Genomic DNA, 22,745 nt, shown 5'->3' with positions numbered 1-22,745 from the left:
AGGGGAAGACACAATAAAAAAGCGAGCTCTGACCTTTACGTCAGTGGCTCGCTCTTCGGCAATTGGAGTACAAATTCAACTCCGTTGGTATGATTGGACAAGCTGTAAATCGCATCATGAACATCCAATATTTTTTTAACAATATATAAGCCCAAGCCGCTGCCGCCCGTTTGGCGGCTTCTTGACTTGTCCGTTCGATAGAACGCCTTGAATAAGTCGGGAATTTCATGCTCATCCAGATGAGCGCCTGTATTCAGCACACTCAGCCCGGCATACTGGCAATCCGAAGACAGCCGGATAATGATGCGCTCTCCTTTTCTAGTATAATAGGCGGCATTGCCGACAATATTGGAAATCGCCTTCGCAAGCAGCCGCTCATCGCCTATTACCGTTACAGGCTCGGAAATATCCGCTTGAAGCGCAATGCCGTGCAGCTCGCAATAGTAACGAATCGGTTCTATCATTTCACCAATCAACCTGGACAGATTCACTTCCGCTCTCTGTGGCTGAAAGCTGTCACCTTCCAGCTTGGAAACCTCAAGAATTTCATAAACCAGCTTTTCCATCTGCTTGACAATCCGATGCGACTGCACCAAATACTTATCGCGGTCGCGATAGGGCCCGACTTGATGAATCATCGCCTCCAACTGTCCTGATATAGCCGTAAGCGGCGTTTTCAACTCATGGGAAATTGTTGCAACAAACTCACGTCGCCTCGCTTCCATTTCTTCTTTGAGCTGAATATCGCTTTTTAATTTGGCATTGGCTTCTGTCAATTCTTGCATCGAATGCTGCAAATTGATAGCCAGCCTGTTTAAAGATTGCGAAATTTCACCAATCTCATCATCAGATGCGTAGTGCGAACGCTCTGAAAAATCCAATTGCGCCATCCTCTTGGCTACCTTGCTCATACCAACCAACGGCCGCGCGAAGAAATGAGAGTAAATATAAGCCCCTCCGACGGAAATGACAAAAATGATCAGCAGCATATAAGGAGCCAGCTTTAGCAGCATACTAGCGGCTTCATCAATCGGCTGCAAAGAAGCGAGGACTGACATCGTATAGCCTCCCTCCTGCTCATGCCCAGGCAAGCTCAAGTCAGTCATGATCACCGTTTGCTCATAATTGCTTACAGGCAATTTCCCATTATTGGTTTCTTCCAGTTCTGTCGATATTTTCACCCAATCAGAGCTTGCCAAACCTTCCATCTCATCTCGCTCCAGTGAAACCGCAGGTGCTAACGTAATCGTAGGAAATTTAATGTTGTCGTTCCCATCTTTTACAATGACGGCAGCGTTGTAGGCAATCGAAAAATCTCTGACCTGCTTAATCCCTTCTTCCCAATTTCCTTGTGGATAATTTTCCAGCAATTCGGCAATTCCATTAGCCAAATCGGCTTTCTTGTGCTGCAAATAAAAGGAAGGCAATATAAAGTAAAGCGTAAAATATAAAATACAAGCAAATACGATCAGCACAGAGCTTGTGACGGCAAATATTTTGAAGGCAACGCTTTTATGTCTTCTCATCGTGCTTTGCCCTCAATAAGATAGCCCACGCCTTTAATCGTTTGGATATACGGCACTCCGATTTTTTTGCGTATATTTTTAATATGCGCATCGACTAAGCGGCTATCTCCAAAAAAATCATAGCCCCACACGCGATCCAAAATCATTTCGCGAGTAATCGTTCGCCCTGCATTTTCGATCAAATAGGCAAGAATCGTAAACTCCCTCACCGTCATTTCGATCGGCACATCATCGAGATAAGCTTTGTAGCTTTCGCAATCCAAACGAAGACGCTCATAACTTAAATCCTTCGGTTTCATATCCAGCTTGGTTCTGCGAAGAACAGCCTCAACCCGTTTCACCAGCACATTAAATGAAAACGGCTTTGCAAGATAATCGTCCGCTTCCAATTCAAATGCATGAAGCTGATCCTTTTCTTCACTTAAAGCAGTCAATATAATAATCGGAGTCGTGGAATGCTGACGAATCATTTTGCATACAGAATAGCCATCCATGTTTGGCAGCATAACATCGAGCAGCACAAGGTTAAAATTTCCGGTTTTAAACATTTGGTACCCCTCTGCCCCATTGCTGGCCGTCTCCACCTTGTACCCTTGCGCTTTGAGGTACTCCGCAATTAATTCCTGGATATATTGGTCATCTTCGATGACAAGAATTTCTTCTGCCATAACGCACCTACCTTCATTACTCTTTGCTCAGATGATCATACTATGTTTTTATGAATTTCATATGAAAAAGACCTAACTGGTTGGGACCTGTAATGGGCTTAACACTTCGCTTGAAATTTTATAGCTGTGATTCATAAAGGTTGTGAATGTGTGAGACTGCTTCTTTGATGAAAAAATAAAGCTCACTATCCATGCCATAAGCAATCGATTCATCCGAATTTTCACTATAATATTGTTCGGCGGATTGAATAAATCCCTCAGGAGCAACTGATTCTATTTCAAGTATCCATCGTTTGGCGAGTGGCGCAACCTCGGAATCGCTAGGCAATTTCCCACTTTCCATCATTGCACGGAACTCGGAAAGCAAATTCTTGCCTGCTTCGTTATTTTGCCTCAATTCATTCGCAGTCATCGTCTTATACTTGTTTAACATCTCCGCCTTGTGCTTTTCCGAAAAATAAGGGCTTTCAATCATTTTCATCATTTGGATTGTCATGAGGAAACGTTCACTCGATACAGCTCCCCCTACATCAAGTAGTCCAATAATGTCTTGCAGCCTGTTTCGAAGCTCAACCAGCTGGTTTATATGCTCGTTTAATCGGGATAGCTGTAAATTCAGCATTTCCTTCGGATTATAATCAGAGTTATTCATCATGTCTTTTATTTCTTCAAGAGTAAAACCCAACTGCTTGAGCGTTACAATTTGATGTAGCCGTACGATATCAGAATCTGTATAAAGACGGTGACCTGATTCTGTTTCATCTGATGGCTTTAACAACCCAATTTGATCATAGTGATGCAAGGTTCGAACAGTAAGTCCTGTTTTCTTCGCAACTACTCCTATTTTTAATGTTTTCTTAACCAAATTTTGCACTCCCTTGAACCTAACGTTACGTCATGATTTATAATCAATTTTAACATAAAAGTTGAAGCAAACACCGACATGAAGGGATTAGAATTGTTATGAATAATTATATGACTAAAATACTTGCTTCAAACAAGCAGGCTCGCATACTTTTTACAGAAAATACGGATTTAATCCGTAAGATATGCTCCAATCAAAACACGAATAAGCTTTTGAAAACATTGCTGGCTAGAACGGTTAGTTGTGCAAGTTTGTTAACTGGATTGTTAAAGGAAAATCATCGTATTAGTCTAAAGGTCAGTGCCAGCAAAAGAAACTATAAAGTATATGCAGATGTTGATGCTGAAGGAAACGTGCGAGGATTTATCGGTGATGATCTGCTAAACGCTCTTAATGAGGAAATTAGTCCATTCACGGTCGAACAATTTATTGGTGATAGAGGTTGTATTCAGATGACGAACGATATCGGAATGAACAGCATCATTACTGGGATAACCGATATGCCTTACAGAAATATTGTCGATGATATTTCTTATTATTATTCGCAAAGCGAACAGACTCCTACATGGATTTCGACCTACATTATTTTTAATGAGCAAGATCAGATTGCACTTAGCAGAGCAGTTCTCGTTCAGTTGCTGCCAGGTTCTCCACTTACGTTGCTGCAGCAAATAAGAAAAATAATAACTGACAGTAAACCGATTTTCTTAAATGCAACGGACAAAGATACCATGAAAGAACTGCCTTTTACTATATTTGACGATGCAGAATTTCTTGAGACCAAACCAATGCAACTATACTGTGGATGCTCAAAAGAGATGTTCTATTCCATGCTGTATGCCCTAGGTCAGGAGGAGATATTGAACGCATGCATTAGCGGCAGTACGATTGAATTTGCATGCAATGTGTGTGGTAGTAAATATATGTTTCATCCAGAAGAACTGAAAAATCTTCTCTAGATATGCTCCGCAGCAGTTCAGCTTGACCTGGCTCTATTCAATATCAATGTGGACATGTTATAATCTACGCAGCAATAGAATATTCTAGGCTTTATGGGCGGTCGGCTATTCCTCCACAGAAAGGAGGATGATGCCTTATGTCAGTGTATGAAGCACTTTCCGTTATGATTCAATTTGGAATCTGGATTGTGGCGCTAATGACGTTGTTCATTACGCTTTTGATATACATGACCAAAAAGAAATAGATCGCCCCCCGCTCAAAGGTTGCGATCCATTCCATAATCCTATTGATTGGTAAGCCTACCGCCCTTAAAAGCGGCTATTGCTATTGCATCAAGGGGCTGTGTTTACCGCACGGCTCCTTTTTGCAGTATACCCAAAGAAGTAATTATATATTAATCTAATGTATGTATACATATGATAGCATGCTTTGCCCTATGCTTACAATACCTTCATTCCTTTTCAAAATATATAACCTTATCTCAAATCTACTCGGTAAACTAAGACTTATGCGAGGAACTCTGCAAGATTGGCTGACCTTCCATTCCTTGTGGCGGAAGCCAGGTAACAAGTACCTGCGGTGCCCGATAGACCGCTTGCGGTGATGCTTTAATGTTTCTTGATGCGGTATCAATTCTTTTTGATGCATTATTCATTAGAGGTGAACTTGAAGTTACCGTATATGCTTTATAAGTGTAACCGATCTATCAAGCAATTTCTTGAAGCGGCTTCTTTTGTCATTTAGCAAAGCTACACCACTTTTTTCGGCTATTTCCTCCACAATACTGTCAACCGTTTTGTCGTCAGTTATAATTTTTTGTTCGGTTATATCGTGATTAAACGCATAAATACATCGGTCAATTTGTGATTTTGCCCAAGTATTACCCCGTTCCAATCGTTTGTTAAGGCGTTTTTCTATCGTTTTCTTCTCTGCATAAAGTATGTAATGCTTTACCTCAATATCTTCTTTAATAAGTCGACCAATTATTTCATCGTAATATTGACGGTTAACCAATGTCATAGGTGCGATAATAATACCATCATAAGAATCAGCTAAATATTTTAACATTTTATAATTGAATAACCGCCACTGTTCATGGTTTTGAAAATCCGCTTCATGCAGTTCTTTAGGTATATTTTTCCGTATAAAATAACCGATATTTTCAGGATCGTAAACAAACGAATTTGGCAATCTTTTAGTTAATTCATAAGAGCAAGTTGTTTTCCCTGCGCCAAATGCTCCATTTATCCAAATGATCATTTTTCACACCTCTTCTCTACTAATCCATTCCTCGCAACAGGTTTGTAGCTATTTTCTCCATTGTCTCTTCAAACGTCTTGATTTCTTGCTCATTTAACGGATTATAAAAGTGCTTCAAAAAGTTCTCGGAAAAAACAGCCTCTAGCCTCATCATTTTGTAGCCTTTATCGCTCAATTCCAGAGTAAAACTTCTTTTGTCTACTGAACTTTCCTTTTTTATCAGATAGTTGCCCTCTAACAAGGTATTAACCATTTGCGCAACGGAAGATTTTTTTATCCCTAATCTATTTGCAATTTCTGTTATAGTCGCCAGATCGCCTTCTTTGTGCAACTTATAAATAGCAATGATGTATTGATAGCTATTAAACGTTATCTCTCCATACCCTTCTTTCTGAAACATAGCACTTAAGTTGCGATTAAAGTATTTATAGCATGCATCTAAACTTTGAAATATGTTCATATTACCTCCAGTTGTTAGTTAGCCTACCTAACATTATAAATATACTGCTGCACTATGGTCAAGTTGTATTAAGATAACCCGCTCAGGACCCAAACTGTTGTGAAGGGAATCGGATGGACGGCCAGTTCCTTACTTCTTGAGCTAACTCTATTCAATATCAATGCGGACATGTTATAATCTACGAAGCAATAGAATAGGCGTATAGGCGCGGTCGGCTACTCCTCCACAGACAGGAGGATGACGCCTTATGACAGTATTCGAATCACTTATGCTGATGCTTACTTTCGGTTTATTGATTGTAGCTATACTGTCATTTAAACGCAAATAGACCGCCTGGACAAAGGTATCGGTCTATTTGATCATTACCCTATTTGTTGAAGCCTACCGCCCTTAAAGCGGCTATTGCTATTGCATCAAGGAGCTGTGTTGACCGCACGGCTCCTTGATGCAGTATACCCAAAGAATTAAACATATATTAATTTACATGTATGTATACCTATGATACCATGTCTAGCCCTATGCTTACAATAACTTCATGCCTTTTTCAAATTTTCTTAAATTCTTTCACCAGGTTCAAGGAAATACAAACCTGTAAAAACTCCAAAACCCTTATGTAAAAGGGGATATAAGTTCTGTACTACTCCTTCACTATATCCACCACACACACTCCACATGTGCAGACTGCGTACGAAAAAAAATCTAACCTGTAAGATGAACAACCACCGGATCTGCTGTGATCCTTACGAACTGAGCTTGTTTATAAGAAAAAGCTCACGCTGAGATAACGTGAGCTCTTTCGGATTCGATAAGTTCGTTTTGCGTCAAAAATGCATTCTAATGCTTACCACCATATCTCTTATATGTTGCATAAACTTCGTCTGCATATAGATTCGCCAGAATTGGACGGCCATAAGAATCTGTAGCTCCCGGATACCAGTAATCTCCTCCATTATAGTGTAATAAGCCGTTATATATGTTACCGAACTTAATAATCTTTTCATCTAAAATCATTGCGCCCATGCTTACCTGATCCTGTTCGCTGCTGTGATTATAAGTACGGCCAAATCTCGAGCTGAATTGAGATAAATAAGCATTGCGTGTGTTTGGTTCTACCTGCATCAATCCGTCGCCGGCTGATGGACTGCCTGATAGGCCTGCTCCAAAGCTGCTTTCCTTTTTGATAACAGCACTCAGCAATAAAGCAAAATCTCCGCCTTTCCCAAATCTATTGTCCACATTCATTACGTATGTCCATATGTGGCTTGGAACTTCGGCAGGCTTTGTTACAGAAGGAGATGGCGATCCCGTATAAATCTTTACCGATGACATTTTATCATTGACCGCGTTGCCGACCCAGGAAGAATTTGAAGTATAGGTCCATTTTGTTCCTCCAAAATTATCATGCTCATATACTTCAACAGTCCAGCCGCTAGGAACCTTGAGAGAGGACATCCAGTCATTCGGAATTCCTTTTGCGTTCAACTGAGACAGCGTATAATTGCCTATTCCAAGTGTTACTGCTTTTCCGCCATAGTTTATATCTGCATAGAATGTTACTCCGTTTGTTGTCGGTGGTGGTGTGGTTCCGCCGCTGCCGCCTTTCTGCCATAAAGCAGGAGCATTGGATGGTTCCCAACCTACGAGAGAAGTATGTGCCTGAAGACAGGTATACGTACTTCCGCTATAGGTTACTGTATCATTTACTGCATATGCAGTATTTGGAGTCCATGCTCCTCTAGCGGCTGCATTCACCGGTTTGACTGCAAAAAATGTGGATATGAATACTGCTAAAACTACCATAAGCGAAAGGGCTTTAAAAGAAAACTTTTTATTTGTCATTATCAAACCTCCTTGTATTTATCTACAGCTCACCCATGGGACGAGCCACAGGTTTTAACTGTATAGTTTAAATGTATGTAAGTAAGCGCCATTTATGAAATCGCAATCATGTTGAGTATCCTCGTTTTAATGTCCCGTGAAACAGATGGTTCCGATTGTTCACCTAATCAGTCCTCACGATGATATAAAAAAGCCGCCTTGCATATGCGAAGGCGGCTTACCAATTTATCCGTATCTATATTTCTCCGGAATCCCTCAATCCTCAACGAGTGCAATAGAAGAATAGGTAGCTCTTCCTCTTTACTTTCTTCTATTGCCTATATTTAACCAAATAATTCCAATTATTCTCAAGTAACAGAGACATGGAACTACCCCAAGCGCCACACAGCACTCCACATGTTGATGATACTTGTATACAAAAAAACGACATTTCTGACGATATCAAAGAAGTCAACGGCGAGTCAATGCCCAAAAGAGAATGGCAATGGCACTCACAGAGGCACCTAGTACGCACACACCGATCCAGCCTGCGTAGGCGTAGGTTACGGTCGAAGCGATTGAACCGCTTGCACTGCCGATGGAATAAAAGATCATATAGCTTGCAGTGAGACGGCTGCTCGATTCAGGGCGCACGCTTAATATCATGCTCTGGTTCGTTACGTGCACGGCCTGCACCGCAAAGTCGAGAATAATAATTCCAATTATCAATCCCAACAATGTATATTCGGTAAAGCCGAGCGGCAACCATGATACTAGCAGCAGGACCAGCGAAATCCCGGTTGTCCGCTGCCCCAAACCTCGGTCCGCGAGACGTCCTGCCTTAGCCGCCGCTAAAGCTCCGGCAACCCCAGCAAGACCAAACGCCCCGATCGTGCTATGCGAGAGAGATAGTGGCGGTGCGCTTAGGGGCAATGAAAGGGAACTCCACAGAATACTGAATACGGTAAAAATCAACATACACAGTACACCACGGATTCGTAAATTCCTTTCTTGTACAAACAATAAAATTACCGAACGAAGCAATTTAGAGTAAGACAGATCCGATTTTTCGCGCTCAGCTTTCGGTAATGCCCGAAATAACGTGCCAGCCATAAGGAACATTAATGCAGCAGACACGAGGTAGACCGAACGCCAACCGGCAAGATCCGTCAATATGCCCGCAACGGTTCGCGCAAGCAGAATACCAATTACGACGCCGCTTGTTACCATGCCAATTACACGTCCACGTTCAGATGGGGCAGCTAACGTTGCAGCGTATGCTACAAGCGTCTGTACAATTACGGCGAGTAGTCCAACTACAGAAATACCTGCGATGAGTACCGTACTTGTGGAGGCAGTGCCAACGACAACTAAAGCCACAACAGATAAGAGCATTTGACAGACGATTAAAAGACGTCTATTCAGCAAATCACCGAGCGGCACTAATAGAAACAATCCCAATGCGTAACAAATCTGAGTTGCAGTCATGATGATACCAATCATGGAATGTGCAATACCGAACTCTCTCGACAGTTCGTCAAGAAGCGGATGCGCATAGTAGATGTTGGCAACCGACATCCCGCATGCAACTGCAAACAATAGTGCCAACTTGCGAGATACGGAAGTGACGGGAATGGATCTAGTATGCAATGATTACATCTCCTTTGAATTATTCAGCAACACTTATAACATACCGTTCGGTACATAATGATTCTGCAAAAACAATAACAAATAACTCAATTTGTTGTCAAGTGTTTGACAAATATATATCATTTGATAAAATCATAATATACTTACCAGTATGTAAAAGAGAGAGGTTATATATGGTTCGGCCGCGCGAATTCGATGAGGATCAAGCGTTAAATGCAGCGATGAAGCTTTTTTGGGAAAAGGGTTACGAAGCTACATCTTTAAGCGATTTGACGTCAAAAATGGGTATTCAAAAGCCTAGTCTTTATTCAGCCTTCGGAGATAAGAAAACACTGTTTGAAACCGCATTGCGTAAATACACGCAATTTCACGCCATCCATGTCCGAACCACACTTCAAAATAAACCGTCTATAAAAGAAGCATTCCGAGCTTTTTTCGAAGGTTTAGTTGAAGAGGCTTATGGAGAAAATCACAAGAGAGGATGCTTTTGCATCAATACGATGGTGGAACTTGCGCCTCATGACGAAAAATTCGAAATCCTAACAAGGGAACACCAAATGTACCTTTCGGCTCTCTTTCAGGAAACGATTGAACGGGGCATACGATCAGGGGAGCTTACCATCAGTATGAGCCCGAAAGCTTTAGCGCAGACATTCGTTGTTTCTTTAATCGGACTTACCGTAATGATGAAATCACGTCCCGAGCGATCATTTATCCAGAATTGTGTAGAGTCAATACTTATATTGCTCAAATAAAATACAAATTTTTCAATGGACTGGTCGAATGCATGTCTCAAACAAAAGTAATGTAACATTAGTTTGTCCATCGAGATCATCTGATTATCCGGTAGTTCTAGCGACCTTACAGTTCTCAGGGTTCCTACTCAAGCGCAGCCCTTGCGGTATTAACGATGCATTGTAAAGTGCTGTTCCTTCGCTTCGCTCCGTCCGCTCGGAACGAACCCTTGGGGGTCCGACCCCCTTCAATACTTCACAAAACGCAAAAACACGCCTGAATCGGCGTGTCTTATATGTTCGTTTTGGTGGAGCCAAGGGGATAGGACCCTAACCTATCGTTACCAGCGAAACATTCTTCTACTGAACTAACGCCCCGCATATTATTTTCTTGTAATCGGTCACACCGTGCTCCCAGTTGAGTTAACATTACATTTGAGCGATACTGACACATCTCATTTTCGAACCATCAATATTACTGCTTCCACATGCGCCGTCTGCGGAAACATATCCACCGGCTGCACCCATTCGAGCTCGTAGCCCTCAGCAAGCAGCTCCCTGCAATCCTTTGCCAGCGTCGAAGGGTTGCAGGACACATAGACAAAACGCTTCGGCTTGGCTTGCAATACCGCCTGAATTAGCGCAGCGTCGAGCCCTGTGCGCGGCGGGTCGACGACGATGACATCGGGTCTTGTGCCTTGCTGTACCCAGCGTGGAATGAGCTCCTCGGCTTTTCCTTCATAGAACAAGGCGTTGTCGATGCCGCTAAATTGCGCATTGCTTCTTGCATCCTGCACCGCTTCCGCAATCAGCTCGACTCCACGCACCTCTCGCGCTTTCTCGGCCAGCCACAGACTGATTGTGCCGGTGCCGCAATATGCATCGACAACCAGCTCATGTCCGCTAAGCGCAGCCGCTTCCTTTACTGCATCGTAAAGCTTGACCGTTTGCGTAGGGTTAAGCTGGAAAAACGCGCGCGGCGACAATGCAAACTGGACACTGCCCAGCGTTTCAGGCAAGCGCTCCTCTCCCCATAAAATAACTGTTTTCGCACCAAATATAACGGAGCTGCGCTCCTTGTGAATGTTGTGGGCAATCGTTACGACCTGTGGCAAATGAGTTCTTATCTGTTCCACCAGCTGCCGCTGCTGCGGCAAACGATCGGTAGCTGTCACAAAGGTTACCTGCAGCTTGCCGCTTGCTTTGGCAACGCGAACAACGATGGTTTTAACTGAACCGCTGCGCGTTCGCTCGTCATAAGGCTCAATATCAAGCTCCCGCATCAGCTGCTTTAAAGCTTTGTACGCTTCATTGATCGGCTGCTCCTGCACGGTGCACTCGCTAATATCAATCAGCTTATGAGAATTCGCAGCATATAGGCCCGCTACAAGCTTGTCCTGCTGCCAGCCTAGCTGCAGCTGGGCTTTGTTGCGATAATGCCACGGCTCCTCCATCCCGTAAATTGGACGCAGCGGCAGCTCGCGCCGATCGGCATAACGGCTGAACGCCTCGCGTACGATTTCTTCCTTCGCTTTCAGCTGCGCCTCGTACGTCATATGCTGCAGCTGACACCCGCCACATAGCTCATAAACCGGGCATGGCGGCTTCTGGCGATCAGGCGAGCGCTTTTCAATCTCGACAAGCTCCGCCTGCAAATAGGCGCGCTCCACCTTTGTAATTTTTGCTTTTACGACTTCATCGGTAATGGCTCCGTCGATGAATACCGCTTTGCGCTTGTAATAGCCGACGCCTTCGCCATTGATGCCAATTCGTTTAATTGTCACGACAATGCGATCACCAACTGCTGCTTCCTCAGCTGTGGAGTCAGCAGCGCGTTGATTGCGGCGAGCGCCTTTATGCTGCTGATCTCGTCTTGCCCCTGAGCTTTTCCGGTTGCCTCCGTGCGTACTGGCATGTTCACGAGCCGCTGCTGTCGGTCTGCCACCTGCTCGAACAGACTGCTTGCCAGCTTTTGTGCCCTCTGCCTGCTGCTGCTTATTCACACTCTTCCTTGCTTGCGCTGCCTGCTGCGGTTTATCCTTTGCTGCCGAACGATGTTGCGATTGCTTTGTCATTTTATAGTCCTCTTTCATCCGATCTTACTGTTATCTTCGTTTATTATATCCTAATAGAGGAAGTTCAAAAAGTATAATAGCAAGCACTGCCTTTTACTGTACTGCCGATTGTCCGTCCTGCGCTTTGCTTTTTTGCTTCCAGGCAAAGCCGGCTATTGCCAGCAGGAATATGACCATAAATAGAGAGGACAAGCGATACATCATGCTATAGGAGCTGAAAGTAACGATAACGCCGAGTACAATCGCGCCAATCGACACACCCAAATCAGTTGCATTGTAGAATATGCCGTTTACTACACCATACTGCTCCTTGCTGGCAGAGCGCAGCATCCACGCCTGCAGCGTAGGTTGAATCGAGCCAAAGCCTGCCCCGTACAATAGCGCAGAAACAATTAGCGTCAGCATATTGGTCGTATAGGAAAGCACAATCATGCTCACGATAACAAAAGCTGCCGCTGGCAGCAGTACGACAAGCGGGCCTTTGCGATCAAAAATTTTCCCGGCAATTGGTCGAACTAATAAAATCGTTAGCGCATTGAACATAAAGAACAACCCGACCTGAGCAAGCTGCAGCTCCTCGCCATATACCGCGATAAAGCTTAAAATTCCGCTATATGTGATGGAGATCAGCATATTGAGCAACGCCGGAAAAAGAATCGTAAAGCGCCAAATAGAACGTGATCGTACAGCACCTGCACTTGCCTGCTTTGCCATATCCGCTTGCTCCATCCGCTGAGCCTGTTGAGAAGCCGCTGCTTCCTTTCGTTTACCGCCCAGCTTATAGGCGCCAGACAGCAGCAGCATTGGAAACATGCACAGCACCGCGCCTACTCCGATGATCGCCAGCGTTGTAAAGCCATATTCCTTCATAATGCTCATGCCTGTGGCTGGACCAATTGACATTGCCAGGCTAGTGGACAAGCCAAAGTAACCGATCCCCTCGCCCATGCGCTGCGGCGGGATAATTTGCGATACGAGCGTTGGAATGACGGTACTGCCAATGCCGAAGCCCAAACCATAGATGGCGCGCATAACGAGCAACGGTGCAACGGACTCCGGCAGTGCGGCCAGAGCAGTTGATGCAGCGGCTATAATTAAGCCAGCCGTAAGCACCGCATCCTTCGACCACCGTTTAATCCAGCTGCTCGTCAGCAGTCTGGCAACAATGGCCGTTACTGCAAACACGCTTGTTGCCAAGCTTACCTGCATATCTCCGCCATGCAAATTGCTTTTTATGTGCATGGAAAACGTGGACAGCAGCATTTGCAAATTCAAAAATAAAAGAAACGAAGCCAGTGTTAATGTAACAAACTGCTTCGTCCAAAGAGCTGGCTTTTGCCGAGCCGATTCTTGTATTGATGTTGGTTCACTCATGTTGTTCTCTCACTCCTGTTGATCTATCTATATTTATCGAAATTCATCTATTCAATCCGCCGCCCTTGAGCGATACAGCTATTCTTCCTCCTCTGCCAGCTTCACCTTGCTTAAGTAGCTGTTCAGCAGGTTCAAGCTTTGTACAAGCTGCTCATGTCCCTGCTCGCCCAAGCAGTTAATGACCTCCTGCGAAATGCTTTCTTCTATCGACTCAGTTTCGGTAATCAAGCTTCTTCCCCGTTCCGTACTGTAAATGCGCAATGAGCGGCGATCGATCTGGTCAGCCTTGCGCACGATATAGCCTTTCTGCTCAAGCTGATGCAAAATGCGAGTCACCGTCGGTTTATCCTTGAAGGTTTGCTCAGCAATGCTTTTTTGAATCATGCCTTCCTCATTGGTGACATGGTATAGAACAGACCACTGCTCAGGTGTTATGTCGTAATCGCGCAGCCGATGCTGCAATAATGCAACCGCTCGGCGATGTGTCACACCTAGTAAAAATCCTGCCGATAGCAGCTGGCGTTTTTCCTTCATTATATATCGCTCCTAAATTAGTTGTCATGACAATTATATACCTTTAAACTAATGTAAAGCAATTGGAATTTTCAATTTAGCTGCAATCAGCTGCCACTTAACTTCCACATAACCTCCACTTAGCTGCCGACTTGCTTCATGATGGCACTTGTCGGCGTTTTCCAAATATGCTACGATTATAGAAATGATTATTGGAGGAGGTGAAGGTAGGTGAATCACGCGATGGTCAACAACCGTATTAGCCAGCTTGGACTTGTCCTGTCTGGCATTATATTTACGTTTTCTGCGAACGGGATCAGTCTGTCCATTTTTAAGCATACGTTTAAACCATTCGCGAGAAGACGCCTGCCTTGACCACAACGGATTGCATGTAATCCTTAAGGGCCGCGCTTGCTAGCGCGGCTCTTTTTGTGCATGCTACAGGGTCTCTCAGCTATTTAGGAGGCTCCTATTATGACGATTATTCATCTTCAACATATTAAAAAATACTATGCCGCCCATCTCGTATTGGAGGATGTAAGCTTCATGCTCCAGGCCGGAGAAAAGGTCGGTCTGATCGGCCGCAACGGCAGCGGCAAATCTACCTTGCTGCGCTTAATCTCCGGCATCGACCAGCCTGATGACGGCATGCTCTCGATCCGCAAAGATTTGCGAATCGGCTATTTGCCGCAGGCTCCAGAGCATTTCGAGCAAATGACGGTCTATGATGTATTAGGCTATGGCTACCGGGAAGTGCAAGCAATCAAGCAGGAAATGACTGCGCTAGAACAGCAAATGTCAGCGCCAGAAGCGGCGGCACAGCCTGAAGCAATGGAAAAGCTGCTGCACAAATACGCCCTCCTTCAGGAGCAATTTGAGCAAGGCGGCGGCTATGACATGGATACCGCCATCGATCAGGTAGCAGACGGCCTGCAAATTGATCACAGCTATGATGGGCGCCTATTCGGCAGCTTGTCTGGCGGAGAGAAAACAAAAATTTTGCTCGCGTCTCAGCTTGTCGTTCAGCCAGATTTGCTGCTGCTCGACGAACCGACCAATCATTTGGATATTAAGGGGATAGAATGGCTGGAGCAATTTATTCGCAGCTGCAGCTGTGCTTGTATGATCGTATCGCATGACCGCTACTTTATGGATGCTGTCGCTACGAAAATGATCGAGCTTGAGGATGGAGAAGCGCAGCTGTACTTTACGAACTACAGCGGCTATGCCAAGGAAAAGGAGGAGCGCTTGCTGCAGCAATTTGCCCAGTATCAGGAACAGCAAAAGGTACGCAAAAAAATGCAGGAAACGATACGCCAGCTGGAGGAATGGGGCAGAATCGGCGGCAATGAGAAGTTTTTCAAGCGTGCTGCTTCGATTCGCAAAGCGCTCGAACGCATGGAGTTGGTGAAGCGGCCCGTATTGGAGCGTAGAGCAGCAGAATTTGACCTGTCGCCGCTCGAGCGTTCGGGTCGTAAAGTCATAACCTTCGCGGGGCTGGTCAAGCAATTTGGCGATCGAAAGATTTTACAGGAAGTAGATGGTCAGCTGTTTTATGGCGAGAAGGTCGTGCTGCTGGGCGATAACGGCTCAGGCAAAACGACACTGTTCAAGCTGCTGCTCGGTCAGTTCGAACCCGATGCTGGCGAGCTTGAGCTCGGTTCCCGCACAGAGATCGGATACTTGGCTCAGCAGGAGCCTGTGCAGCAAGGCAAGCTGACCGTGCTGGACTATTTCCGAACTGAGGCCAGGCTGGAAGAAGGTGAAGCGCGGCACATATTGGCTAAATATTTGTTCTATGGCGCAGATGTTTTCAAGCCGTTGCACATCATTTCTGGAGGAGAATGGACACGATTAAGGCTCGCTTTGCTTGTATTGCGCAAGCCGAATGTGCTGCTGCTCGATGAGCCTACCAATCATCTCGATCTGGACTCGCGCGAAGCGCTGGAGGAAGCGCTGGAGCAATTTCCAGGAACGATACTTGCGATCTCCCATGACCGCTACTTCATCAATCGGCTGGCACAGCGCGTATGGGAGCTGGCAAACGGAAAAATTACTACGTACCTGGGCAATTACGACAATTACAAGAGCAAGCAAACTGAATTGGCCGAACTTGAGATGAAGCAGTCACCAACCACGCCGCTGCAACAAAAGGACCTGCGGGCTGCCAACAACCCGACCGTAGCTCGTTCTGCTGGCCTTCAATCTGCAAGCGAGCCAAAAAGCAAGCAGCGGCTAAAGCAGCTGGAAGCGGAAATTGCAGAGCTGGAAGAGCAGCTTGCCAACGCTGACGAACAGCTAAGCCGCATAGATCAAGGCGGCGAACCAGCAGAGCTGGAAGCGAAATGGCGTGAACGAGAAGAAATCCGGCACCGGCTGGACGCTTTGCTGGAGCAATGGATTGCATTAAACGAACCGAACTAGAAATAGATTTAAAGAAAGCTGGATAACGTAAAGGCTGCAAATGGAGAAGGACCCCATTAAGCACCAATAGCGTTATCCAGCTTATATAGCCATCAGCCTTTACTGTGCAGACAGCTCATCTTCATTAGCATCATAGCTCACCTTTAAATGTATAAGTCTGCCCCGCCTCTGCCATAAACGAGACAGGAGCTAACCCTGGACCCTCGAGCTCGCAAAGCCCGGAGACTGAGCAAGTGACAACAACTTCTGTAATTTTCGCCGCCGCCCATTTCAAGCTGAGCGTAAATCCGCCACGAGCACGCAGCCCGTTAACCTCCCCTTCCTGCCATAGCTCAGGCAAAGCCGGCAGCAGTCGGATCACTCGAGTATGGCTTTGCAGCAGCATTTCTGCGATGCCGGCAGCCCCGCCAAAGTTTCCGTCGATTTGGAACGGAGGATGATTGTCGAACAAGTTAGGCAGCGTGGAATGATGAAGCAGCGCCATAACGTTGTCGTAAGCAAGCTGGCCATCCTGCAGCCTTGCCCAAAAATTGATGATCCAGGCTCTGCTCCAGCCAGTATGCCCTCCGCCAGAGGATAATCTGCGAGTCAGCGTAGTCCGTGCGGCTGCCGCTAGCTCTGGCGTGCTTTCATTGGTGAACGCATCTCCAGGATACAAGGCGAATAGATGGGATATATGGCGATGTCCCGGCTCCTCCTCCTCATAATCCTCCATCCACTCCTGAATTTGTCCATACTTGCCGATTTTCGGCTGTGGCAGTCGCTCCAAAGCAGCAGTCAATTGCTCACTGAATGCTTCATCCGTCCCAAGCAGCTTGGCACTCTCTATGCAGGCGGTAAAAAGCGCCGTAATGATTTGGAAGTCCATCGACGCTCCTGCGCACAGCACACCCGCTTCCCCATTAGGCAGGATATATCTGTTTTCCGGTGAAACAGATGGGCAGGTAATGAGCTGGCCTTGCTCGTCCTCAATCAAATAATCGAGCAGAAATACCGCTGCTTCCTTCATCGTATCGTAGGCTCGAGCGAGAAATTGAAGATCTTGCCCATAGCGATAATGCTCCCATAGATGCAGACAGAGCCAGGCAGCGCCCATCGGCCAAAATGAAGCTGGCAAATACGTATCCTGCGGAGCCGTATCTGCCCAAATATCCGTGTTGTGATGAGCCGTAAAGCCGCGGCACCCGTACATCACTTGCGCCGTCACTCTGCCAGGCTCCCGCATGCGCTCAATCAGTTCAAACAGCGGCTCATGACATTCAGCCAAATTACAAAGCTCGGCCGGCCAGTAGTTCATTTGCGCATTAATATTGATCGTAAATTTGCTGTCCCACGGCGGTGTAAAGCTGTCATTCCAGATCCCTTGCAAATTCGCCGGCAGTGAGCCGGGGCGGCTGGAAGCAATCAGCAAATAGCGGCCGTAATGAAAATAGAGCGCAACCAGCCCATGATCCGCTTCTCCCTGCTTCACGCGATCAAGCCGCTCATCCGTAGGCAGACTAACTAGCTTGGCACATCCTGGCAGCGTCAGGCTGACACGGTGGTAAAGCGACTGGTAATCAGCAATATGCCGCTCCTGCAGCTGCTCATAGCTTAAGCTAAGCAAGCTTTCCAGCTGCAGCCTGCACAGAGCTGCCGGGTCTGGATAGCGAAACGTTGTGGCAGCAGTAAGCAGCAATGTAACAGAATCAGCGTTCTCAATTACAAGGTACTCTCCGATGGTCCGAGCGCTGCCACCATTATGAACCGCTTTCAAAGCTGCGCAGAAGGTGCTTCCGCCTTCCCCGCCGCTATGCCCATTCATAATAATGCCGTCTTCTCCCCACTTCTCGCTTTTCTCGAGGTATCTCCAGTTACCGCGATTAAAGCGAGCCTTGAACGAGAGCTTGCCCCCACGATTAGCCGTGAGTCGGATGACCAGCGCTTGATCGGGATAGCTGGACCAAATCTCTCGTGTATACTCGATATCTCCGACACGGTATCGCACCGTCACAATCCCACGCTCAAGATCAAGCTCGCGGCTGTACTCCGTAACGGGTTCATCCTGCTCCTTAAACATTAAGAGAAGGTCGCCGAGCGGAACATAGTGGCGCTGTGCTTCCGGAAGTCCGGGAAGGGTCAGCGACGCCAATTCCTCCGCCTCCTTCAGCTTCCCTTGCAGGATCAGCCTGCGCAGCTCTGGCAAATTGGGCAGTGCGTCCGGGTTGTTGCGATCCCGCGGCCCACCGTACCATAGAGAGTCCTCGTTGAGCTGCAGCCGCTCCGCTTGAACTCCTCCAAAAATCATCGCGCCCAGCCGTCCATTGCCTACTGGCAGCGCTTCGTTCCATTCCTTAGCTGGCTTTGCATACCACAAGCGGTGCTCCTGTAAATGGTTGCTCATTGCTTTCGCTCCTTCTGAAATGTACTTTAATTAATGTGCTTAATTAATCTCTACTATCGCTTTAATGACACCTGTTTCCGGCTTCAGCCATTCATCGAACTGTTCTGTCAATCGCTCGAACGCACAGCGATGCGTAATATAGGCATTTAGATCAATATTGGCGTTCGTCACTGCTTCAATCACATCGTTAAAATCCTCTCGAGTAGCGTTGCGGCTGCCGAGAAGCGAAAGCTCTCGTGCATGAAAATGAGGATCATTAAACGTAATATCTCCATTCGCGAGTCCAACGTAAACGAGCGTGCCGCCGTGACCGACCAAGTCAAATGCGTCTGACATGGAACGCAGGCTGCCCGTTGCGTCGAATACTACAGATGGCAGCTCTCCGCCATTCCAATCAAGCAGGCGTTCCTTCGCAGCTTCTGACGATGCTGTTACTGTACATGAAGCTTTGGCCCATTGCTTGGCGAAGACAAGTCGTTCTGCATTTACGTCCATCGCAGCTACCTCGGCCCCCAAGGCTTCGGCCAGCGCCATCACACCTAACCCGATTGGTCCGGCCCCAATTACAAGCGCACGAGCACCGGATTGCAAGCCTGCTCGACGCAATGCATGCGCACCGATCGCCAAAGGCTCAAGCAGTGCAGCCTGGTCCAGGGACAGCTCTTCCGTCCTGATTAGATGGGACACAGGAACGGCGATCCGTTCGCGCATGCCGCCATCCAGATGTACGCCCAGCACGCGCATGCTTCGGCAGCAGTTGGTTTTACCTCTCAGACAAGCAGCGCAATGACCGCAGTGCAAATACGGAATAATACTGACTTGATCGCCGACCTTTAGCCCTTCTTGATTATCGCCAATCTGTTCGATTATTCCAGATAGCTCATGACCAAGAATGCGAGGATAAGCAAAATAAGGCTGATTCCCCTGGTAGGCGTGCAGATCGGTTCCGCAGATGCCAATTCGCCGAATCGCAACAATGGCCTCTCCCTCGCCTCTTACCGGCTCTGGCAAATCGTCTCGCATAACGAAACGGCCGGCTTCCTTGCAAATAATCCCTTTCATTAGACGTCGCCTGCCTTTACTTCAGCTTGCGGTCTGCTGTTGTACTCGGCACGTCCGCTTGGCCAGGTTCGGTTATGAACTGGTGCGAGAATGTCAGCCACCTCGGATAGCAGCTCCTCGTCGATAGGCTGCTCGGTCCAACGAGCATTTTTAACGATGTTGTCTGGATTCGCTGTACTAACGAGCGTCGTCGGGATGCGATCATCAGCGGTCGAAAACTGCACCGCCAATTGGGCAATATCGTAGCCACGGGAAGCACAATGCTCGGCGGCCTTCCGGCAAATCGCCTTCAGCTCAGCGTCTGCCGGATGCCAGGCTGCGGTATCGCGGGTGCTTAGCAGTCCCATCGATAGCGGCGAGGCATTGACCAGCCCAACCTTGCGCTGCTCCAGCAGCGGAAGAAGCTCCAGCAGTGAAGTATCGTTGAGAGCATAATGGCAGTAAGACAAAATCGCATCCACTTCAATTTGCGGCAGCACCAGCTCAAAAAGCTGCAACGGAAGCCCGCTAATGCCTGTGAAGCGGATTTTACCTTGCTCCTTCAGCTTCTGCATAGCCGGAACGGCTTCCTCCACAATAATAGGAGACGGTACAAATTCGATATCATGCAAGAAGAGAATGTCGAGATAATCCGTATTCAGCCGCTGCAGGCTTTCGTCTACGCTCGTAAAAATTCGTTTGGCTGAGAAGTCAAACTGGTTCTCACCATATCGCCCCGCCTTGCTCGATAGTATAAACCGATCGCGCTGCAATTCCTTGATCGCATTGCCCAGCACTTTTTCCGCCTTGGTCAGTCCATAGTAAGGCGAAACATCAATGTAATTAATGCCAGCATCGAGAGCCGCATGCACGGTCTTTATACTTTCACGCTCCGATGTTTCCCGAAATACCGATCCAAGCGAAGAGGCACCGAAGCTAAGAACCGAAACATCGAGTCCTGTCTGGCCTAATTTCCTATATTTCATGTCAGGATCACTCCATCCTTAAAATTTGCTTTACAATTACCCTTATTGTATATTCCGTTTTATGATATTGTAATCACGAGAACTATCATTTTTATATCATTTTTTGATGTGAATTATAGCCAAAAAGGAGGCATGTATCTATTATGCAAGCCTATCGCAAATCATTTAATGGTGATCCAATGTTTCCATTCGACCTTGTGTACAAAACAGTAAAGCTTCCGGACAAGGAGCTGCCCAATCATCTGCATGACCATTACGAGCTCGTCTATATTCATAGCGGCACAGGGATTTTTTTTATCGACAATTGCTTGTATCATAAAAGTGCTGGCGATCTGTTCATCATCCCGGGCAATACGATCCATCATTCTTTGCCGGACCTTGAAGATCCTATTATTTCTACGGCCGTCTTTTTCGCACCAACGCTTATTGCCGGGCACACGCTTGACGAGAGCTATTCTCCGCTGCAATGCTTTGAATTTGCCCGTAGAAAAAAGCAGTATAAGCTCGGGCTGGCTGGGGCGTTGCGCAGCCTGGTCGAAACAGTGCTCGCGCAAATTGCCGAGGAGCTTGCTAACAAAGAAGCTGGCTACCGCGAAGCTGTACGGCTGACGACAGGCCAGCTGCTGCTGCAACTGAATCGCCATCTGCTGACGAATGGTAGCATTGCGCATGAGGGCACGCCTATTGGACCTTCGTGGATTTTGCAGGCGTTAAAAAAAATAGATGAGCATCCTGAGCGCGAAATTCATCTATCCGACTTGGCGCGCGAGGCTTGCGTGTCAACCTCGCATTTCTCAAGAGTGTTCAGACAGTTCACTACTATGCACGTCACAGGCTATGTCAACGCGAAACGGATCATTAAAGCGAAGGAGCGGCTAGCGTATTCCGATGATAATGTAAATGATATCGCTGAAAAATGCGGATATGAGACACCTACCCATTTCTACAGAGTATTCAAATCAGTAACAGGCGAGACGCCCGGCCAATACAGAACGCGCTGTCGCAGCGTCTCCATAAAGTAAACGCTCAGCGCGTTGCCGAGCAAAAAAGGAGCGGTCAGCAAGCCAGCTTTACTGACTTCCCGACTGCTCCTTAGCTTGCATCTATAACTCCAGCGGTTTGAAGCCCCGCTCCCGGCTAGCTTCCAGTCCGCTTGGCTGAGCCAAAGTACATCGCAATGCTCAAGCCTGCCAATAAGGCAACCAGACAAATAATGATAGTGCCGAGACCGCTCACGATGCCCGGAAATATAACGAACACCGAGCCGGCAATCAAGCCGATCATGACAGCATAGGTCATATGCGGATAGCTGGCAAGCAAATAGCGAATTGCTCTACTGCTAAAGAAGAAACCAGCCAATACGCCTAATCCGATCGTAATAATAATAGGGAAATTAAACGTCGACAATGCATTAATCGCAGTCGGATAAACCCCAACCAGCAGCAGCACAAATGACCCGCTCACTCCTGGCAGCAGCATCGCCATGCTGGCAAGCCAGCCGGCAAAGAACAAGCCAATCGTTGAGCCGATTGTAAGCGCAGTTAAAGGACCTGCATCTTCATCTCCAGACAAAAAGGCCATGGAAGCCATAAGCACCAGACTGATTAGCAGAACGATCACATGTATGACAGAGAAATTGCGTCTCACATCTGCCTGACGAACCAGCATCGGCAGCACGCCGAGAATTAAGCCGGTAAAGAAAAATTGTGTCGGCTCATAATGATGCTCCAGCAAATATTCGATGACCCTGCTCAAGCATACGATAGCTGAAACCATCCCGATGCCGAGCGGAATAAGAAAGCCCCAGTGGCGCTTCCAGTCCTTGCCGAACAAGCCGCTAATCGACTCCAGCAATTGATAGTAGATGCCCAGCACTACGGCCAGCGTCCCGCCGCTTACACCAGGTATAAGATCGGTTGTGCCCATCGCGAATCCCCGCAACAGATTTTTCCACTCCATTGATTCTACTCCTTTTCTCCAATGATTCTATCTTTTTCTACATCTACCA

21 protein-coding genes are annotated in these 22,745 nt (G+C 46.8%); 7 read left to right on the top strand and 14 right to left on the bottom strand.

The annotated features are described in order from the left end of the window. Positions 1–35: 35 nt before the first annotated feature. From KJS52_RS21105 to KJS52_RS21095, 3 genes are all read right to left on the bottom strand, one after another. Positions 36–1,526, bottom strand: a complete 1,491-nt coding sequence (locus tag KJS52_RS21105; protein WP_213519254.1) for a sensor histidine kinase — start codon at positions 1,524–1,526, stop codon at positions 36–38. Beyond that, positions 1,523–2,194 carry a response regulator transcription factor gene (locus KJS52_RS21100; RefSeq protein WP_213519252.1) on the bottom strand — a complete coding sequence of 224 codons (672 nt, stop codon included), beginning with the start codon at positions 2,192–2,194 and terminating at the stop codon, positions 1,523–1,525. The genes KJS52_RS21105 and KJS52_RS21100 overlap by 4 nt, the downstream gene beginning before the upstream one ends. A gap of 118 nt (positions 2,195–2,312) precedes the next feature. Continuing rightward, complete coding sequence (locus KJS52_RS21095; RefSeq protein ID WP_213519250.1) at positions 2,313–3,059, bottom strand: MerR family transcriptional regulator; 747 nt, start codon at positions 3,057–3,059, stop codon at positions 2,313–2,315. 98 nt (positions 3,060–3,157) lie between these two features. Between KJS52_RS21095 and KJS52_RS21090 the strand changes: the two genes are divergently transcribed. Together KJS52_RS21090 and KJS52_RS21085 are read left to right on the top strand one after the other, a co-directional pair. Next, on the top strand, positions 3,158–4,018 hold the full coding sequence (locus KJS52_RS21090) for an Hsp33 family molecular chaperone HslO (protein WP_213519248.1): 861 nt from the start codon (positions 3,158–3,160) through the stop codon (positions 4,016–4,018). Between the two features lie 137 nt (positions 4,019–4,155). Next, on the top strand, positions 4,156–4,263 hold the full coding sequence (locus KJS52_RS21085) for a putative holin-like toxin (protein WP_213519246.1): 108 nt from the start codon (positions 4,156–4,158) through the stop codon (positions 4,261–4,263). A gap of 428 nt (positions 4,264–4,691) precedes the next feature. Here the strand turns inward: KJS52_RS21085 and KJS52_RS21080 are convergent, their stop codons facing one another. Next, entirely contained in the window at positions 4,692–5,279 is a 588-nt protein-coding gene (locus KJS52_RS21080; protein WP_213519244.1) for a DEAD/DEAH box helicase family protein, read from the bottom strand. A gap of 19 nt (positions 5,280–5,298) precedes the next feature. Then, positions 5,299–5,739 (bottom strand): MarR family winged helix-turn-helix transcriptional regulator, encoded by a 441-nt coding sequence (locus KJS52_RS21075; RefSeq protein WP_213519242.1) that lies wholly within the window; start codon positions 5,737–5,739, stop codon positions 5,299–5,301. 247 nt (positions 5,740–5,986) lie between these two features. On the opposite strand from KJS52_RS21075, the gene KJS52_RS27935 reads away from it, so the two are divergent. Beyond that, the gene (locus KJS52_RS27935; protein ID WP_373871379.1) at positions 5,987–6,067 is read left to right on the top strand and encodes a putative holin-like toxin; all 81 of its coding nucleotides are present in this window, start codon (positions 5,987–5,989) and stop codon (positions 6,065–6,067) included. A gap of 506 nt (positions 6,068–6,573) precedes the next feature. Here KJS52_RS27935 and KJS52_RS21070 read toward each other — a convergent pair. Continuing rightward, a complete protein-coding gene (locus tag KJS52_RS21070; protein WP_213519240.1) occupies positions 6,574–7,578 on the bottom strand; it encodes a carbohydrate-binding protein in 1,005 nt (334 codons plus the stop codon). Between the two features lie 450 nt (positions 7,579–8,028). Continuing rightward, positions 8,029–9,207 carry an MFS transporter gene (locus tag KJS52_RS21065; RefSeq protein ID WP_246563833.1) on the bottom strand — a complete coding sequence of 393 codons (1,179 nt, stop codon included), beginning with the start codon at positions 9,205–9,207 and terminating at the stop codon, positions 8,029–8,031. A gap of 173 nt (positions 9,208–9,380) precedes the next feature. On the opposite strand from KJS52_RS21065, the gene KJS52_RS21060 reads away from it, so the two are divergent. Continuing rightward, entirely contained in the window at positions 9,381–9,962 is a 582-nt protein-coding gene (locus KJS52_RS21060; protein WP_213519236.1) for a TetR/AcrR family transcriptional regulator, read from the top strand. Positions 9,963–10,396: 434 nt separating this feature from the next. On the opposite strand, the gene rlmD is transcribed toward KJS52_RS21060, so the two are convergent. From rlmD to KJS52_RS21045, 3 genes are all read right to left on the bottom strand, one after another. Then, the gene (gene rlmD, locus KJS52_RS21055) at positions 10,397–12,016 is read right to left on the bottom strand and encodes a 23S rRNA (uracil(1939)-C(5))-methyltransferase RlmD (RefSeq protein ID WP_213519234.1); all 1,620 of its coding nucleotides are present in this window, start codon (positions 12,014–12,016) and stop codon (positions 10,397–10,399) included. A 93-nt stretch (positions 12,017–12,109) separates the two neighbouring features. Continuing rightward, positions 12,110–13,390 carry an MFS transporter gene (locus KJS52_RS21050; RefSeq protein WP_213519232.1) on the bottom strand — a complete coding sequence of 427 codons (1,281 nt, stop codon included), beginning with the start codon at positions 13,388–13,390 and terminating at the stop codon, positions 12,110–12,112. 78 nt (positions 13,391–13,468) lie between these two features. After that, on the bottom strand, positions 13,469–13,924 hold the full coding sequence (locus KJS52_RS21045; protein ID WP_213519230.1) for a MarR family winged helix-turn-helix transcriptional regulator: 456 nt from the start codon (positions 13,922–13,924) through the stop codon (positions 13,469–13,471). A gap of 210 nt (positions 13,925–14,134) precedes the next feature. On the opposite strand from KJS52_RS21045, the gene KJS52_RS21040 reads away from it, so the two are divergent. Next, positions 14,135–14,278, top strand: coding sequence for a hypothetical protein (locus KJS52_RS21040; protein WP_213519228.1), 144 nt, complete (start codon positions 14,135–14,137; stop codon positions 14,276–14,278). 99 nt (positions 14,279–14,377) lie between these two features. Next, positions 14,378–16,327, top strand: a complete 1,950-nt coding sequence (abc-f, locus tag KJS52_RS21035; protein WP_213519226.1) for a ribosomal protection-like ABC-F family protein — start codon at positions 14,378–14,380, stop codon at positions 16,325–16,327. Between the two features lie 130 nt (positions 16,328–16,457). On the opposite strand, the gene KJS52_RS21030 is transcribed toward abc-f, so the two are convergent. From KJS52_RS21030 to KJS52_RS21020, 3 genes are read right to left on the bottom strand one after another with little or no spacing between them, the layout of a single operon-like run. Further along, positions 16,458–18,710, bottom strand: coding sequence for a glycoside hydrolase family 95 protein (locus tag KJS52_RS21030; RefSeq protein WP_213519224.1), 2,253 nt, complete (start codon positions 18,708–18,710; stop codon positions 16,458–16,460). A 39-nt stretch (positions 18,711–18,749) separates the two neighbouring features. Then, complete coding sequence (locus tag KJS52_RS21025) at positions 18,750–19,772, bottom strand: zinc-binding alcohol dehydrogenase family protein (RefSeq protein WP_213519222.1); 1,023 nt, start codon at positions 19,770–19,772, stop codon at positions 18,750–18,752. Next, complete coding sequence (locus tag KJS52_RS21020) at positions 19,772–20,737, bottom strand: aldo/keto reductase (RefSeq protein WP_213519220.1); 966 nt, start codon at positions 20,735–20,737, stop codon at positions 19,772–19,774. Before KJS52_RS21020 ends, KJS52_RS21025 begins: the two co-directional genes overlap by 1 nt. Positions 20,738–20,880: 143 nt before the next feature. On the opposite strand from KJS52_RS21020, the gene KJS52_RS21015 reads away from it, so the two are divergent. Beyond that, positions 20,881–21,759, top strand: coding sequence for a helix-turn-helix domain-containing protein (locus tag KJS52_RS21015; RefSeq protein WP_213519218.1), 879 nt, complete (start codon positions 20,881–20,883; stop codon positions 21,757–21,759). 115 nt (positions 21,760–21,874) lie between these two features. On the opposite strand, the gene KJS52_RS21010 is transcribed toward KJS52_RS21015, so the two are convergent. Further along, the gene (locus KJS52_RS21010) at positions 21,875–22,696 is read right to left on the bottom strand and encodes a DUF368 domain-containing protein (protein WP_213519217.1); all 822 of its coding nucleotides are present in this window, start codon (positions 22,694–22,696) and stop codon (positions 21,875–21,877) included. Positions 22,697–22,745: the final 49 nt, after the last annotated feature.

The sequence above is a fragment of the Paenibacillus montaniterrae genome, assembly GCF_018403185.1.
Lineage (GTDB): Bacteria > Bacillota > Bacilli > Paenibacillales > Paenibacillaceae > Pristimantibacillus > Pristimantibacillus montaniterrae.
Note: the sequence above shows the minus strand (reverse complement) of the source record. Positions and strands in the feature narration are given on the sequence as shown.

Coding starts and splice junctions, on each gene's coding strand:
- KJS52_RS27935 (WP_373871379.1), top strand. CDS start 5,987: ATGACAGTATTCGAATCACTTATGCTGATGCTTACTTTCGGTTTATTG.
- KJS52_RS21060 (WP_213519236.1), top strand. CDS start 9,381: ATGGTTCGGCCGCGCGAATTCGATGAGGATCAAGCGTTAAATGCAGCG.
- KJS52_RS21030 (WP_213519224.1), bottom strand. CDS start 18,710: ATGAGCAACCATTTACAGGAGCACCGCTTGTGGTATGCAAAGCCAGCT.
- abc-f (WP_213519226.1), top strand. CDS start 14,378: ATGACGATTATTCATCTTCAACATATTAAAAAATACTATGCCGCCCAT.
- KJS52_RS21100 (WP_213519252.1), bottom strand. CDS start 2,194: ATGGCAGAAGAAATTCTTGTCATCGAAGATGACCAATATATCCAGGAA.
- KJS52_RS21045 (WP_213519230.1), bottom strand. CDS start 13,924: ATGAAGGAAAAACGCCAGCTGCTATCGGCAGGATTTTTACTAGGTGTG.
- KJS52_RS21090 (WP_213519248.1), top strand. CDS start 3,158: ATGAATAATTATATGACTAAAATACTTGCTTCAAACAAGCAGGCTCGC.
- KJS52_RS21050 (WP_213519232.1), bottom strand. CDS start 13,390: ATGAGTGAACCAACATCAATACAAGAATCGGCTCGGCAAAAGCCAGCT.
- KJS52_RS21020 (WP_213519220.1), bottom strand. CDS start 20,737: ATGAAATATAGGAAATTAGGCCAGACAGGACTCGATGTTTCGGTTCTT.
- KJS52_RS21080 (WP_213519244.1), bottom strand. CDS start 5,279: ATGATCATTTGGATAAATGGAGCATTTGGCGCAGGGAAAACAACTTGC.
- KJS52_RS21015 (WP_213519218.1), top strand. CDS start 20,881: ATGCAAGCCTATCGCAAATCATTTAATGGTGATCCAATGTTTCCATTC.
- KJS52_RS21085 (WP_213519246.1), top strand. CDS start 4,156: ATGTCAGTGTATGAAGCACTTTCCGTTATGATTCAATTTGGAATCTGG.
- rlmD (WP_213519234.1), bottom strand. CDS start 12,016: ATGACAAAGCAATCGCAACATCGTTCGGCAGCAAAGGATAAACCGCAG.
- KJS52_RS21070 (WP_213519240.1), bottom strand. CDS start 7,578: ATGACAAATAAAAAGTTTTCTTTTAAAGCCCTTTCGCTTATGGTAGTT.
- KJS52_RS21105 (WP_213519254.1), bottom strand. CDS start 1,526: ATGAGAAGACATAAAAGCGTTGCCTTCAAAATATTTGCCGTCACAAGC.
- KJS52_RS21075 (WP_213519242.1), bottom strand. CDS start 5,739: ATGAACATATTTCAAAGTTTAGATGCATGCTATAAATACTTTAATCGC.
- KJS52_RS21025 (WP_213519222.1), bottom strand. CDS start 19,772: ATGAAAGGGATTATTTGCAAGGAAGCCGGCCGTTTCGTTATGCGAGAC.
- KJS52_RS21010 (WP_213519217.1), bottom strand. CDS start 22,696: ATGGAGTGGAAAAATCTGTTGCGGGGATTCGCGATGGGCACAACCGAT.